Source organism: Brevibacillus choshinensis (genome assembly GCF_001420695.1).
Taxonomy (GTDB): domain Bacteria; phylum Bacillota; class Bacilli; order Brevibacillales; family Brevibacillaceae; genus Brevibacillus; species Brevibacillus choshinensis.
The window spans coordinates 1,637,164-1,652,386 of the sequence record NZ_LJJB01000010.1 but is presented as its reverse complement, the minus strand read 5'-3'; the positions used below and the strand labels follow the sequence as shown (position 1 = coordinate 1,652,386).

Here is a 15,223-nt window from a genome sequence, read left to right as displayed (position 1 = left end):
GATACCCTTGTTGCTCTCGAAGCCCGTAAGGAGGCCCACTTTATGAAGCAAAAGATCATTCTGGATGTAGACACAGGCATCGATGATGCACTGGGGATTATCCTCGCAGTCAAAAGCGGGGAGTTTGATCTGATCGGGATCACGACCGTTAACGGGAACGTTTCTCTCGGGAAAGCAACGGAAAATACGTGCAAGATTCTCGATTTGCTACAGGTGGGGGAGCAAATTCCTGTCGTGCCGGGAGCATCTCAGCCGCTTTTGCGGACAGAGTTTTTCGAGCATCGGGTACATGGTGAGGATGGTCTGGGAGGGGCTCTGCGCGATACGCCAGTGTTGACGCAGCCGTCGAAAGGCTTTGGACCTGATTTCATCATCGAAAACGTGCTGGCTCACTCGGGTCAAATCACTTTGGTCATGACAGGGCCATTGACGAACCTGGCACTTGCCGTTCGAAAATGTCCACAGCTGGTGCACCATGTAAAAGAAGTGATCTTCATGGGTGGTGTGGTCCGGGAGCACGGGAATGTCACTCCAACAGCGGAATACAACATGTACGTTGATCCAGAAGCAGCGAAGGTCGTTTTTCATGCTGGCTTTCCTGAGTTGACGCTCGTCGGGCTGGATGTGACGAGAAAAGCGCTGTTGACCGCAGACCATATACGCGAGCTGGGAGATACCGTGATTGCACAGTACGTGAAGCAGAGCACATCTGACTATCTCGAGCGTTATTTTGAACGCAATGGTGTACGAGCGTGCGCGATGCACGATCCTCTCGCAGTGGGAGTGGCCTTGGACCGCAATCTGGTGACGACCCAAAAGCTGTACGTGGATGTGGAAACCAAAAGCGAACTGTGTGATGGACAAACCGTGTGCGATTTCCAGAATCGATTGAGCAAAGAACCCAACATGAATGTCTGTCTGGCCGTGGATGCCCAAGCCTTTTTTGAGCGTTTTATCCGCGCCCTGAAAGCCTGACGATACTGGGAACAGGAGTTAAATGAATGAAGAAAAAAGGTCTTTATCTGTTATTGCTGCCAGGCGTATTGTTTTTGACGCTGTTCATGATCATTCCGATCGTACTGACCATTGCGTCCACCTTCTTTCATGAAGGGAGTTTTACCTTTCAAGGCTATCTCCAATTTCTGACCGACCCGTATTTCATGAAAATCTTGCTGACTACCTTGCAAGTCAGTCTAGTAACTACGATCGCGTGCATTCTGTTGGGCTTCCCGACAGCCTATTACATTTCCAAGCTAGGGGCCCGCAAAAAGGGCATTCTATTGGCTTTGGCTATCTTTCCTTTGCTGACGAGTTCAGTAGTTCGCTCGTTTAGCTGGATGATTATTCTCGGAAAAAAAGGGCTTTTGAACAGTTCCCTGATCTCAATCGGGCTCATTGAAAAGCCGTTGGAAATATTGTACACCCCTACAGCGATGATGATCGGCTTGATTCACTTGTTTTTGCCCCTCATTATCATCACGCTGGTAGGCGTCATGGAAAACATCGATCCCGATTTGATCAAGGCGGCAGAAAGTCTGGGTGCATCCAAGTTCACCGCGTTTCGCAAGGTCATTGTGCCTCTCAGCGTACCAGGACTCATCATCGGGAGTATCCTCGTATTCGTAGGCAGCTTGACAGCCTACACGACGCCAGCCTTGCTGGGAGGGAAACAAAGGGTCATTTCCACGTTTCTCTATCAAAACGCCATTACGTTAAATGACTGGTACATGGCTTCCGTTATTGCCACGATCATGATCGTCATTACGTTTGTTGTGATTTTCCTGATGAACAAACTGGCAACGAAATTAAATCCGAAGGGGTAGAAGCTATGCAGGAGAAAAATCGAGGGTTGGCCCTGTTTACGCTTCTCGTGTTTCTGTTTTTGCTGGGTCCGCTCATCATCATTTCCTTTACGTCGTTTGAACCGGGAACGGTATTGAAGTTTCCGCCAGGAGGTTTTTCCTGGCGTTGGTACGAGAACATTTTTGAAGTAGAGATGTTTCTGACGACGTTTAAAACGTCCATGTTCGTCTCTTTGCTTGGTAATCTACTGGCGCTCATTTTGGGGATTCCTGCGGCGTATGCGCTCAGCCGCTTTGAGTTTAAAGGGAAGGCTGCGTTGAACGCGGTATTCATTTCTCCGGTATTGATTCCGGGAATTGTCATGGGCTTTGCGATGCTCAAGTATGTCATCGTCGTCTATGATCTGCCGATATACGCTGGGTTGCTCGTGGGTCATACAGTCGTGATGCTGCCCTTCATTATCCGGGTAATCGCATCTAGCCTGTCAAACTTTGATTTCGCGGTGGAGGAAGCCGCGCTGAGTCTGGGCGCAGGGCGCTTGGAAACGTTTTTTAAAGTCGTGCTGCCCAACATTCGATCTGGCATTATTGCCGCGATCCTCATCGCCTTTCTGGAGTCGTTCAATAACGTAGACATTTCCGTCTTTATGACTGGACCAGGGGTAAGCACACTGCCGATCCAGATGCTGACGTACGTGGAAAACAACTTTGACCCGACGATTGCCGCTATTTCCGTGCTGCTCATGATCGTGACGGCCATTCTCATGTTCATCATCGAACGTCTCATGGGACTTTCCTACTTTACTAAACGATAACGGAGGCACAAATCATGGCATTGCTCACGCTGGAAAACGTATCGGTTGCCTACGACAATCAGTACATTTTGCAAAACTTCAATCTGAACATCGAAAAAGGACAGCTCATTTCCTTGTTGGGGCCGAGCGGGTGCGGAAAGACCACGACTCTGCGCTTAATCGCAGGCTTTTTGGAAGCAAAGGATGGGAAGTTCCTGTTTGATGGAAAAGACTACACGCGCGTCCCAGTTAACAAACGCAATTTCGGATTTGTGTTTCAGAGCTATGCGCTGTTCCCGCATCTGTCTGTATTCGACAACGTCGCTTTCGGACTGAGACTGCGAAAAGTGAATGAAACTGAAGTGAAGAAACGGGTCATGGACATTCTCGATGTCGTCAGCCTGAACGGCTTTGAAAAGCGTCACCCGAAAGAACTCTCCGGTGGTCAAAGACAGCGGGTAGCGATTGCACGTGCGCTTGTCATCCAGCCTGATTTGCTGCTGTTTGATGAGCCGCTCTCCAATCTGGACGCCAACCTGCGGATCAACATGCGGGTAGAAATCCGGCGCATTCAGCAGGAGCTGGGCATTACGACAGTTTATGTGTCTCACGATCAGGAAGAATGCTTCTCCATTTCCGATCAGGTGGCGATCATGAACAAGGGGATCATCGAGCAGTTGGACGACCCGGCGACCATTTTTAAGTATCCAAAGACAGAATTCATTGCGCGTTTTATCGGATTCACCAACTTCATCACGTTTGGGGAGCGCACCGAGCAAAACGGAGAGATCAGCTTGCGCGTAGGTGATAACGCGTTTACCGCATCCAAGCATCCAGGTACAGCCAATGCATCCGGCAAAAAATGCGCCCTGAGACCAGATGACCTGATCGTGACTACAGAGGAAGCATTGGATCAAGATATGAATCGTTTAAAAGGGAGCGTCAAAGTCAGCACATTCCTGGGCCGCAGCTACCAATATGTCGTAGAAACCGAACTGGGCGATTTCACGGTCAATCAAGAAATGGAGACCCCCTACAGGAGCGGCCAGAAGGTCAATCTGCTGTTCCCCAAAGACAAAATGGTGCTGGTGGACTAACAACAGGAGGGGTTTTTCATGAAAGTCGATTTGCTGATTCAGGATGTTCACGTCTTCAACAGCTATTTCAAAAAGTTTATGGAAGGAAACGTAGCCGTCCTGGACGGAAGGTTTCTTTATATAGGAAAACGCGGCACCGAAACGTTTGAGGCAAGTGATGTATTGGAAGGGAAAGGGCGCTACCTGATCCCAGGGCTTGTTGACATTCATCTGCACATTGAGAGCACGATGGTCACGCCTGAGACCTTTTCTTTTGGCTTAATTCAAAATGGGGTGACGACGATCGTGCCGGAGCCACATGAGATTGCCAATGTGTTTGGCATTGAAGGGATCAAGGAATTGATTCGGGCGAGCCGTGACTGCGTCGTCGATATGAAGTACGCCATCCCGAGCTCTGTGCCTGCAACCGCAATGGAAACGACAGGTGGGGCCGTCGAGATCGCGGATATCGATGAGCTGCTGCGCTCCGAGGAGATCATTTGCCTGGGTGAGATCATGAACTACGTCGATGTCATTGCTGATCCGGACTGCAAGACAAACCAGATTCTCCAGCACATTCGCAAAGAGTATCCTAAGCTCATAATTGAAGGTCATGTTCCAAAACTGCTCGACCTCGAGCTGCACCAAATCCTTTATGCCGGTGTCGATTCGGACCACACGCATCAGACGCCAGAAGGAATGGAGGCCCGTATAGCGGCAGGTATGTTCCTCGAAATTCAGGAGAAATCGATGACAGAGGAAGTTATGGATTATTTGATGAAACAGGACGTTTCCGAGCATTTCTGTTTTGTCACGGATGACGTCATGACAGATTCCCTCTACAAACGAGGACATCTCAACCATCTGGTAAAAAAAGCGATCCAAATGGGAATGGAACCGGAGCGGGCAATCTACGCCAGTACGTTTACCCCGGCGAGACGCATGAACATGCATGATCGTGGAGCGATCGCCCCAGGGAAGATTGCAGATTTCCTGTTGGTATCCGACTTGCGTGAGCTTACTATTGATCAGGTCTATAAAAATGGGAAAAAGGCGTATGATGCGCAGGAGGAATTCCGCCAAGAGATCAAGCCTCGGCAATTTCCCGCTCATTTTTATGAGAGCATCCAGCTGTCTCCTTTGACCGAAGCAGATTTTGCTGTTCAGGTGGAAGCACCAGACAACCGGTACCCTTGCCGTGTGATGCTTGTACAGAACGGTTCCACGTTTACGGAGGACCATCGCGGGATCGTCGAGGTACAGCAAGGGCAGCTGTGCTGGCAGGAGAGTCCTTATGGGCTGATCGCCGTATTCGAGCGTTATGGAAAAAATGGCAATCGCGGCTATGGCCTGATCAGTGGTGATACGATCAAGCGAGGAGCGGTAGCGACGAGCTATTCGCACGACAACCACAATCTGCTGGTCGTCGGACACAATCCTCATGACATGATGGTGGCGGCTAACGAAGTCATTCGCAATCAGGGGGGCTTTTATGTGGTGGAGGACGGAGAGGTCATCGCAAGTCTCCACTTGCCAGTAGGGGGCATCCTGACCGAAGAACCGCTGGAAAAAACGGCGAAGGAAGTCGAGCAGCTACGACGTGCGATGGAGTCCTTGGGATATGATCATTACAACCCGATCATGTCGATCAGCACGCATTCCTTGCCTGTGAGTCCGGCGTTAAAGATCACAGACATTGGACTGATTGATGTGAATGCGGGAAAAGTAGTGCCATTGCTCTTGATGTAGAAGATACGGATGTCCGAGATGACCCGGGAGGATTTCCCGGGTTTTCTTTTTCCTATCTTTTGTTACATTTTTGCTATAATATTATTTTGCGTGTTTACAAAATCATACAGGGCGAGGAAAAAAAGAAAATGAACGAAACCTTTTCGATCAAAGAAAAATGGCGGCAATTTCTTGTCGTGTTACTGCCGATTCTGATTTCACAGTTGGCACTTTTTTCGATGACGTTTTTCGATACGATCATGTCTGGTCACGCGAGCCCTATTGATTTAGCGGGTGTGGCCATCGGCGCAAGTCTCTGGGCTCCTGTTCAGGCAGGTTTGACAGGTATCCTCATGGCGGTGACTCCGTTAGTGGCTCAAATGGTGGGAGCAAATCGCAGGGAGCGTGTGCCCTTTACCGTTGTTCAGGCGTTTTATGTGGCGATTGCCATTGCGATTGGGGTCATGGTTGTGGGTGCATTAGTACTCAATCCGATCCTTCAAATGATGGATCTGGAGCCCACTGTAAGCGAGATTGCACGAGACTTTTTACATGCCATTGCAATTGGAATTATTCCTTTGTTCCTCTATACGGTCATTCGCTGCTTCATCGATGCATTAGGAGAAACACGTGTCACGATGATCATCACGCTATTTTCGCTGCCGATTAACGTCTTTTTGAATTACGCGCTCATCTTTGGGAATCTGGGATTCCCTCGTCTGGGTGGAGTGGGGGCAGGGTACGCTTCCGCCATCACGTATTGGTGCATTCTATTGATCAGCTTGTTTGTCGTAAATCGTGTACATCCGTTCGTGGAATACGGACTATTTACAAAGTTTTACCGCATCTCTCTATCTGCTTGGAAGGAACTGCTCAAGCTGGGGCTACCGATCGGCTTTTCTATCTTCTTTGAGGTGAGTATTTTCGCCGCGGTAACATTGTTTATGAGCGAATACAACACGAATACGATTGCGGCTCACCAGGCTGCACTGAACTTTGCGTCGTTCATTTACATGGTACCGCTTAGCATATCGATGGCATTGACGATTTTGGTCGGCTTCGAGGTTGGGGCTAATCGATTTAGGGATGCCCGACAATATAGCTATTTGGGTATCGGAGTTGCTCTCATTTTGGCTTTGTTGTTTGGGGTCGGGCTGCTTATCTTTACCGAGCAGGTGGCTGGCTTTTATACGACAGATGCGGAAGTGCTCCGTCTCACCCAGCAGTTCCTGATGTACTCCATCTTGTTCTTGATCTCGGATGCAGTAGCCGCCCCTATTCAAGGGGTTCTGCGCGGATACAAGGACGTGACCGTCACCTTTATCGTTGCCCTCGTCTCGTATTGGGTGATCGGTTTGCCACTCGGTTACGCACTGGCGCAGTTTACTTCACTGGCGGCTTTCGGCTACTGGATCGGACTGATCACAGGTTTGGCTGCAGGGGCAGTGTTCTTGTTCAGCCGTTTGCTGGGATTGCAAAAGCGGATGATTAGAGGGCAAGATACTCAGTAAGTGTCTGGTAGTTGCATGGCGGAAGATCCTTGTTACGAGGATTTTCCGCTTTTTGCATGGAGAAGAGATACCACGTTTACAATAGGTGTGAACATCTCGGAAAATTTTACTCCTATTTTCTAGGAGAAACGTATATACTTTCTATATTAGTTCGTGGAAGAAAAGCTAACATGACGTGAGCGGTCGGGAGGAGAACGATGATGACCTACGATTTTTTAGTCAAACTGGGTGTTGCCTTATTTTTAGGGTTACTCATTGGAATGGACAGGCAACTGAAGCATAAGCCGCTCGGCGTGAAAACGAGTATGGTCATTTCTGTGGCGAGCTGCTTGATCACGATCGTCTCGATTGAATCCGTGAATCGGTTTTCCTTGCCGGGACACACCAATATGGATCCCCTGCGTTTGGCTGCACAAATTGTCAGTGGGGTCGGTTTTCTCGGAGCCGGCGTCATTTTACGCAGGAGTAATGACGTGATTTCTGGATTGACTACGGCTTCTATGGTCTGGGCAGCATCTGGACTGGGAATTGCCGTCGGTGCCGGCTTTTATTTTGAAGCAGTCACCGCTACGATCCTCATTATTTTGGCGATTAATCTATTCCCGCTGATCCTCCGGTGGATCGGGCCGCGCTCATTGCGCCAACGGGATTTATCTATCAAGATCGTAGTCGATGGAATCGGAAATCTGGACGATGTGTTCAAACAGATCAAGCATTTGAATTTGCAGGTGAAACGGGTCAAGGTAAAGGATGTAGAGAACGGTCAGCAGAAACTGGAGATGATGATCATCGCATCTGAGGATACGTATACGACCGATATATACAGCTCTCTCAAAACAGTGGAACACGTGAACTCTGTTGAAGTCGAGAGCCGTTAACGGGGAAAAGGAAAAAAGACGCATGCATCCGAAATGAAGGGCATGGGTCTTTTTCGTTTTTGCTTGTGCATAGGGAAAAACTGGACATCATAAAGGTGGGTAATAGATCGTAAAAGGAGGATGAGAGATGGACTACCGAATCGAGAAGGACACCATTGGCGAAATCCAGGTTCCTGCAGATAAATTGTGGGGCGCTCAGACACAGCGCAGCTTTCAGAACTTTAAAATCGGCGGTCAGAAGATGCCGCTTGAGGTCATTCGCATGTTTGCCATTCTAAAGAAGAGCTCTGCTACAGTGAATCAGAAGCTCGGCAAGCTCGAACCGGAAAAGGCGGAAGCGATCATCACAGCAGCTGATGAAGTCATTGCAGGAAAGTGGGACGAGCATTTTCCTCTCGTCGTCTGGCAGACCGGTAGCGGAACCCAATCCAACATGAACGTCAACGAAGTCATTGCCCATCGTGCCAACCAACTGCTGGAGGAAAAAGGGAGCGCTGCCCGCATTCACGCCAATGATGATGTGAACAAATCACAGAGCTCCAACGACACTTTCCCGACGGCGATGCATATGGCAGGCGTGGTCGCGATCGAGGACCTCGTATTGCCAGCTGTGACCGTGCTCAAGGAAACACTCCAGAAAAAAAGTGAAGCGTTCATGGACATCATCAAGATTGGCCGAACGCATCTTCAGGATGCGACACCTCTGACGCTAGGACAAGAAATCAGCGGATGGGTACAGATGCTGGCCAAAAGCGAGAAAATGATAACGGAAAGCGTCGAGCACTTGCGTGAGCTGGCCATTGGCGGTACGGCGGTGGGAACGGGGATCAATGCGCATCCTCGCTTTGGGGAAATGGTCGCTGACGAGATCAGCAGGGTCACGAACAAGAAATTTATCACAGCAGCCAACAAGTTTCACGCGCTGACCAGCCATGATGAGCTGGTACACGTACATGGTGCCTTGAAGGCTTTGGCGGCCGACCTGATGAAGATTGCGAATGACGTCAGATGGCTGGCGAGCGGACCGCGCTGCGGGATCGGTGAAATCAACATCCCTGCTAATGAGCCTGGGAGTTCGATCATGCCGGGAAAAGTGAATCCCACGCAAAGCGAAGCGATGACGATGGTCGTCTGCCAAGTCATGGGTAACGATGCGACGATTGGCTTTGCTGCAAGCCAGGGGAATTTCGAGCTAAACGTATTCAAGCCTGTGATCATCTACAACTTCCTGCAATCCGCCGAGCTGTTGTCAGACGCCCTGCACTCTTTTAACGACAATTGCGCCGTCGGAATGGAGCCTAATCTGCCAGTCATCCAGAAAAACCTGAACAACTCCCTGATGCTCGTAACAGCCCTCAATCCGCACATCGGCTACGAAAATGCCGCTGCCGTCGCCAAGCTCGCCCACAAGGAAGGACTCACCCTCAAGGAAGCAGCCATCAAAAGCAACCTGCTGACTGAGGAACAATTCGATCAGGTCGTCCGTCCGGAGCAGATGATTCATCCGAAAGAGTGAGTGGCGGAACGAAAGAGCAGAACGCTTACAAAGAAGACCGGTAGCTCTATGCTATCGGTCTATTATTTACTTTGCTGGAGAGAATTGCCTTAAGATATGGTCACATATACTATACTTGGTAATACCGGATTATGGAGGTGGAAATGATGGATATTCGAATCGCTGAAACGAGGCATCACCAGTCTATTTCGGAGTGTGTGGATGCGGCGTATCGTATGTACATTCAGAGAATAGGAAAAAAACCTGCTCCAATGCTTGCAGACTACAACGAGCTCATTTCGAAAAACCTTGTCTTTGTAGCCACAGATAAGGAAGAAGTAAAAGGTCTTATTGTGCTAATGAAGCAAGGCAATTACTTGTTGATTGAAAATGTGGCCGTACACCCCATTTTCCAAGGACAGGGAGTGGGACGCAGGTTAATTGAATTTGCTATAGCGTTTGCCAAAGAAGCGCGTTTGCAAGAGGTTTGCCTATATACGAACGAGTTGATGACGGAAAATCTCATGTACTATCCTAGATTTGGATTCATAGAAGTGGATCGTCGATTAGAAGATGGTTACAGACGTGTATACATGTCAAAACCTTTGTAATTCTACATACCCGTTATCATCCACCCGCACCGTCACTACTGCTGAAAATCAGTATGCTGTATGCTTTATTTCTTCCCGACGTTCCCCATAAAAGAAATCATCTGATTCTGCAAGAGCCGCCCAGGAAAAAGGAGAAAAAAGCGAAAGGTCTTTGGGGCACGACCCAAGCGGAGTGGAAAAAGCGGAACATGTCTGAGCGTCCAACTTGATTTTACTCACGGAACATGCTACTTTTGGACGCCGTTTCGCTTTTGGAATGGAGCTGGACAGTGCTGCCCCCGAGCGGTGCCCCTATGAACCTGAAGCGTTTTCTCCTTTTTTCGTCCCGCCACCACAGCTCTAATCAGATGATTTATTTCCTCTCCCCACTCTTTAGCTTTTCTTTACCTTTCTCTGCTATAGTGGACTTACATTTATCGGAAAATAGGAGAAAGAGGCTATGAGAATATTAATCGTGGACGACGATAAAGAAATTGTGGATCTGCTGGCTATTTACCTCGGCAACGAAGGCTATGAAATTGAAAAAGCTTTTGACGGGATGGAAGCACTCGACAAGCTCGCGCAAAAAGAGTTTCACCTCGTTATCCTCGATGTCATGATGCCTGCACTCGACGGCTTGGAAGTTACCAAGCGTGTGCGCAAGACTTCTCAAATCCCAATTCTGATGGCGAGTGCCAAAACGAACGATATGGACAAAATCATGGGCTTGATGACGGGTGCTGACGATTACGTAGCCAAGCCGTTCAACCCGCTCGAAGTTATCGCGCGGGTAAAATCCCTTTTGCGTCGAGCCAATTACAGTAACGCCATGCAACAAAAGGACAATGTGATTGAGATAGGACCTCTCATCATCGATAAACAAAGCCATGTAGCGCAAACCAAGGAAGGTATCCCGATCAAGCTGACGGCGTTGGAGTTCTCTATTCTCTTTTTGCTAGCCAGCCATCCCAATCGTGTCTTTAGTTCAGAAGAGATCTTTGACCGATGCTGGAAAATGGATAACTACGTTTCATACAAGACGGTGATGGTTCATATCAGCAACTTGCGCGAAAAACTGGAGAAGGCAACGAACGGAGAAAAAGTGATCCAGACCGTTTGGGGGGTAGGCTATAAAATTGAAGCTTAACTTCCGGGACTTTCTGAGGATATTGCTCGACCTGTTTCTCGGTCTGCTCATCTTTTTTGCCGTGTTTCAGACGGCGTCTTTCTTCGCCAACAATTACTTGTATCGAATTCCCGAAGTTAAAGAATACGTCTGGAAGATTCGCAACACCTTTGGCATGGATTCTTTCAAGATCCCGATCGTGCTCTTGGCGACTGGTATTTTTGCAGCATGGACGTTGGTCCGTATTCGAAAATACTTGGAGCAAAAGCAGATGGAGCAGATCATCGCAGAGCTTCATCACATCGCAAAAGGGAATTTTGATCATCACATATCGATCAGACCCCGGGGCAGTCTGGGGGATGTCGTGGATAGCATCCACGCCCTCGTCAAAAGCACACTGGATGCAATGGAGGAAGAGCGCCGACTGGAGCAATCCAAGGACGAGCTCGTCACAAACGTTTCCCATGATTTACGTACGCCACTGACCTCGATCATTGGCTATCTGGGCTTGATCGAACAAGAGAAGTACCAGGATGAAAATCAAATCAGGCAGTATACTCATATCGCTTATGAAAAGGCAAAGCAGATGAACGTGCTGGTCAATGATTTGTTTGAGTATACCAAGGTCCGCAACCGCGGTGCCTATCTGAGTCGTACGCAGTTTGACCTCGTGGAGCTGGTCGAACAGGTTTCCGTTGGCTTTCGGATCGCTGCACACGAAGCCGGCTTGCAGCTGCAAGTGGAAACCCCCGATGAAAAGGTGGAGATGTGGGGCGATACGGACAAGCTCGTGAGGGTGCTGGAGAATCTGATTTCCAACGCAATCAAATACGGGCGTGACGGCACAATGATCGCCGTTCGGCTGTTTGAAGTCCCTGATGGGGTCGCTTTCTCTGTGGCGAACAACGGCAATCCCATACCGGCTGAGGCCATCCCTAATTTATTCGAACGGTTTTACCGGGTGGAAGCCTCTCGCTCCAAAGAGACGGGAGGATCGGGACTGGGGCTGGCGATCGCCAAGAGCATCATCGACCTGCATCATGGAACCATTTCTGTGACGAGTACGGCGGAATGGACGACCTTTACCGTATCATTGCCACTCCGTACGACCAGAGCTTCATAATCTCTTTACCCTTTCTTTAGAAACGGTTTTGAGTTTTTTTAATCAAAAAGCCTATCCTTGCAGTGTAGAAGAACGTTGATCGTACACTTGTAAGGGAGGCTTCTTTTTCATGAGAAGGATCAGATGGGGCAGGGTAGCTCTGCTGCTTAGCATAGTAGTAGGTACTTCAGGGATGTGGGCATGGATTCAGGCAGGCGAGAAAAAAGAAAGCTTTCTCGCACGTTGGGATCAGGCATTCTTCAACCTCGATGCGCGCGCTGCCGTTTTAGTGGATGCGCAGACCGGAGAGGTATTATACGACCAGGATGGGGATACTCCTTACCCGGTAGCCAGCATGTCGAAAATGATGACGGAGTATTTGCTATTAGAAGCCATTCGGGATCAGCGCGTTACATGGGAAGATAAAGTGCGAGTATCGGAAAATGCGGCAACAGCAGAGGGGGCCAGGATTAGCCTGGAAGCGGGGGAATCCTATCCATTACGAGATTTGTATGAGGCGATGGCAGTAGGCTCCGCGAACAATGCGGCTGTTGCCATCGGTGAACACTTGGCAGGGAGTACGGCCGACTTTGCCGCATTAATGAATCAAAAAGCGGAAGAGCTTGGTCTGAAATCTTCCCAATTTGTGAATGCAACCGGTCTCGTCTACAGCTACGGACAAAATCAGATGACGGCGAGAGATGTGGGACGATTGGCTTTTCGACTAGTGACAGACTTTCCGGAGATCATTCAGCTGACCTCTGAGCCACGGGTGCAATTGGCCTCGACCGGAGAAAGGGTGTTGAACACCAATCTGATGCTGTTGACCGACAACGAATCACTGCGTGTACCAGGCTTGGATGGTTTGAAAACGGGTTTTACAGACGAAGCGGGTTACTGCTTCACCGGAACGGCAAAGCGCGGTGAGCGTCGACTAATCTCTGTTGTCATGGGCACGGACACCGAAGTGGCGCGTTTTACCCAAACAAAGAAACTGTTGGAAAAGGGGTTTTTATAAATTGATGAAAAAAAGTACCGCTATGTTGATCGGGACTGTCACATACATTGTGTTTTTCCTGTACCTACTGCTTGTCATCAAGGTGCTGTTATTTAAATTTGGCCCGATAGAATTCAAAGCTTTGTTTTCGTATATGTCGTCTAGCTTGTCCAGCCCTGAGCTGATTCGCGAACGATTGTTGACCCGCGGGAACCTCATTCCTTTTCATGAAATCAGAAACTACCTTGCCAACCTGATAATAGGCGGAAACGCGATTAGCAACGTGAACTTCATCGGCAACATCATCGCTTTTCTGCCATTTGGTTTTCTGCTACCTTTCCTTCAACAGCAGAAGAACCGATCGTTCGTAAAAGTCACGTTCCTTTCCTTCCTCTTTAGTCTCTGCCTGGAGACGACGCAATTGTTGGCGAGTATTGGGACTTTTGATGTAGATGATCTTCTGTTGAATACGGCTGGAGGGATGCTGGGATACGTCGGATACAAGCTGTGTCGGCTGTTTTTCACCCACCGGCCTCAAAAAAGCATCGCCGTACAGGAGCGGACCGTGTGATTGGGCACGGTCCCATTTTTGTGCAATCCTACATTTCCCCTTGTTTTTTCTCAAAGTATACAAGTTGTTCACTGAAAATAATGTCGTAGACTAAGAAAATAAAGATTTAGTCTAACTTCGAGTCATTACGCTAATACGAACGGGCAGGATAACGTAGTTGCCCAGCCAATGGCAGCAATCAGGTAAAACGGCATACTGGTGGGAAGTATTAGACGAACTCCAGAAGGGCGGGAAATCAGATCTCGTCGCAACAGCAGCTACCATGAAAGATCTGGAGCATATTCTCAGAAGCAGTAATCACTCCCTGGTTACCGATCCCTCTTCGACGAATGAGAGCTCCAGCTAGGTGAATACTAAGAAGCAAAGACAATTTGCCTGGCGAGGAGGAGTAGCCCGTGCCACAGCAAAATGATGTGTGTGCTGAAAAACAGCAAGTATCTGCCTATCTGGGAAAAACCAAGAAAGCCGGGCCCTCGCTTGAGGACCCAGCATTCACATACCATTTCATTATCCGATGAATTCTTGAACCCAGTATCCATTCACAAAGCCTACACCGATTTTGGTGAAGGAAGGATTCATGATGTTCTGACGGTGACCTTCACTGTTCATCCATTGAGTCATAACTTCATCAGCGGTGCGTTGACCCATCGCGATGTTTTCCCCAGCGGTCATATAAGATACGCCGAACTGTTTCATCATGTCAAATGGAGATCCATACGTAGGGCTTGTATGGTCGAAGTAATTGTTGTTGGACATGTCAGCCGCTTTCGCTTGTGCGACCTTGTTCAGGGAAGCGTCCAGCTCCAATGGCTTCAGACCCGCTTTTGCACGCTCTTGGTTCACCAGATCAGCTACTTGCTTCATAACAGAGGAAGCATCCACTTGTTGCTTGGCTTGCTTTGCAGGTTGCTGTTGAACCGGTTGCTGAACAGGCTTCTGTTGTACAGGCTGTTGCTTAACTGGAGCTGCGTATTGCGGTTGAACCGGCTGTTGCATCACTGGTTGGTATCCATATTGCGGTGTGAATTGCTTCATTTGAGCCATATATGGGAACCATTGGGTTTGTTGTTGCATTTGGCTAGGCGCTGCTTTCAGTGGGCAATTATAGTTTGCCGCGGCAGAAGCTGTGTTAGAAAAGCCGGAAAGAGCAAATCCCAATCCCAATGTCGCGATTGCAATAGTACCTAGGCGTTTCATATTCACATCGTCTCCTTTTTTTGGCCTACGAGGTTAGTTGACGGATTCGGATTGAGGAAACAACCCTACGCACTTTGGCGATTCACCCCATGCAGATCTCTCATCTGCAAGTAAAGAAGATCCCCCGCACTTCCATTCGAGAGGAAGTTTCGGCTGTTTTGTTTGGCATGACCCAGAATAACAGAGATTCACCGCTGAAAGATAGTCGTAAAATTTGGTAGGATTAATAGGAGATGAGCCATAGAGGACTAGCTATTGTTTGAAAGAATAAGAAATACCCCTCATTTTATTGAGAGGGGGTGGGGATTGACCACGTAGCGTGAGATAAATCAAAACACCTTCAGAGTGAGCTACCC

At 48.7% G+C, this 15,223-nt stretch carries 15 protein-coding genes and 1 riboswitch; of the genes, 14 read left to right on the top strand and 1 reads right to left on the bottom strand.

What is annotated here, in order from left to right; translation table 11 throughout:
• The first annotated feature begins 42 nt into the window (after positions 1–42).
• From AN963_RS17865 to AN963_RS30920, 14 genes are all read left to right on the top strand, one after another.
• Positions 43–975 (top strand): nucleoside hydrolase, encoded by a 933-nt coding sequence (locus AN963_RS17865; RefSeq protein WP_055745876.1) that lies wholly within the window; start codon positions 43–45, stop codon positions 973–975.
• Positions 976–1,001: 26 nt separating this feature from the next.
• Positions 1,002–1,823, top strand: coding sequence for an ABC transporter permease (locus AN963_RS17860; RefSeq protein WP_055745875.1), 822 nt, complete (start codon positions 1,002–1,004; stop codon positions 1,821–1,823).
• A gap of 5 nt (positions 1,824–1,828) precedes the next feature.
• Complete coding sequence (locus AN963_RS17855; protein ID WP_055745874.1) at positions 1,829–2,617, top strand: ABC transporter permease; 789 nt, start codon at positions 1,829–1,831, stop codon at positions 2,615–2,617.
• A gap of 14 nt (positions 2,618–2,631) precedes the next feature.
• Positions 2,632–3,693 (top strand): ABC transporter ATP-binding protein, encoded by a 1,062-nt coding sequence (locus tag AN963_RS17850; protein ID WP_055745873.1) that lies wholly within the window; start codon positions 2,632–2,634, stop codon positions 3,691–3,693.
• 18 nt (positions 3,694–3,711) lie between these two features.
• The gene (locus AN963_RS17845) at positions 3,712–5,421 is read left to right on the top strand and encodes an adenine deaminase C-terminal domain-containing protein (RefSeq protein WP_055745872.1); all 1,710 of its coding nucleotides are present in this window, start codon (positions 3,712–3,714) and stop codon (positions 5,419–5,421) included.
• A 128-nt stretch (positions 5,422–5,549) separates the two neighbouring features.
• Positions 5,550–6,911 carry an MATE family efflux transporter gene (locus tag AN963_RS17840; protein WP_055746357.1) on the top strand — a complete coding sequence of 454 codons (1,362 nt, stop codon included), beginning with the start codon at positions 5,550–5,552 and terminating at the stop codon, positions 6,909–6,911.
• Between the two features lie 200 nt (positions 6,912–7,111).
• Positions 7,112–7,789, top strand: a complete 678-nt coding sequence (locus AN963_RS17835) for an MgtC/SapB family protein (protein ID WP_055746356.1) — start codon at positions 7,112–7,114, stop codon at positions 7,787–7,789.
• A 127-nt stretch (positions 7,790–7,916) separates the two neighbouring features.
• Complete coding sequence (gene fumC, locus AN963_RS17830) at positions 7,917–9,305, top strand: class II fumarate hydratase (RefSeq protein ID WP_055745871.1); 1,389 nt, start codon at positions 7,917–7,919, stop codon at positions 9,303–9,305.
• 146 nt (positions 9,306–9,451) lie between these two features.
• Positions 9,452–9,895 carry a GNAT family N-acetyltransferase gene (locus AN963_RS17825; RefSeq protein ID WP_055745870.1) on the top strand — a complete coding sequence of 148 codons (444 nt, stop codon included), beginning with the start codon at positions 9,452–9,454 and terminating at the stop codon, positions 9,893–9,895.
• Between the two features lie 439 nt (positions 9,896–10,334).
• A complete protein-coding gene (locus AN963_RS17820; RefSeq protein WP_055745869.1) occupies positions 10,335–11,021 on the top strand; it encodes a response regulator transcription factor in 687 nt (228 codons plus the stop codon).
• The gene (locus AN963_RS17815) at positions 11,011–12,123 is read left to right on the top strand and encodes a sensor histidine kinase (protein WP_055745868.1); all 1,113 of its coding nucleotides are present in this window, start codon (positions 11,011–11,013) and stop codon (positions 12,121–12,123) included. Before AN963_RS17820 ends, AN963_RS17815 begins: the two co-directional genes overlap by 11 nt.
• A 109-nt stretch (positions 12,124–12,232) precedes the next feature.
• Positions 12,233–13,120: a D-alanyl-D-alanine carboxypeptidase family protein gene (locus tag AN963_RS17810; protein WP_055745867.1), complete on the top strand. Its 888-nt coding sequence runs from the start codon at positions 12,233–12,235 to the stop codon at positions 13,118–13,120.
• Between the two features lie 4 nt (positions 13,121–13,124).
• Positions 13,125–13,670, top strand: coding sequence for a VanZ family protein (locus AN963_RS17805; RefSeq protein ID WP_083497004.1), 546 nt, complete (start codon positions 13,125–13,127; stop codon positions 13,668–13,670).
• 157 nt (positions 13,671–13,827) lie between these two features.
• Positions 13,828–14,016 carry a hypothetical protein gene (locus tag AN963_RS30920; protein ID WP_152985686.1) on the top strand — a complete coding sequence of 63 codons (189 nt, stop codon included), beginning with the start codon at positions 13,828–13,830 and terminating at the stop codon, positions 14,014–14,016.
• A 161-nt stretch (positions 14,017–14,177) separates the two neighbouring features.
• On the opposite strand, the gene AN963_RS17800 is transcribed toward AN963_RS30920, so the two are convergent.
• A complete protein-coding gene (locus tag AN963_RS17800; protein ID WP_055745866.1) occupies positions 14,178–14,867 on the bottom strand; it encodes a CAP domain-containing protein in 690 nt (229 codons plus the stop codon).
• Between the two features lie 7 nt (positions 14,868–14,874).
• Positions 14,875–15,032: riboswitch (cyclic di-AMP (ydaO/yuaA leader) on the bottom strand.
• Positions 15,033–15,223: the final 191 nt, after the last annotated feature.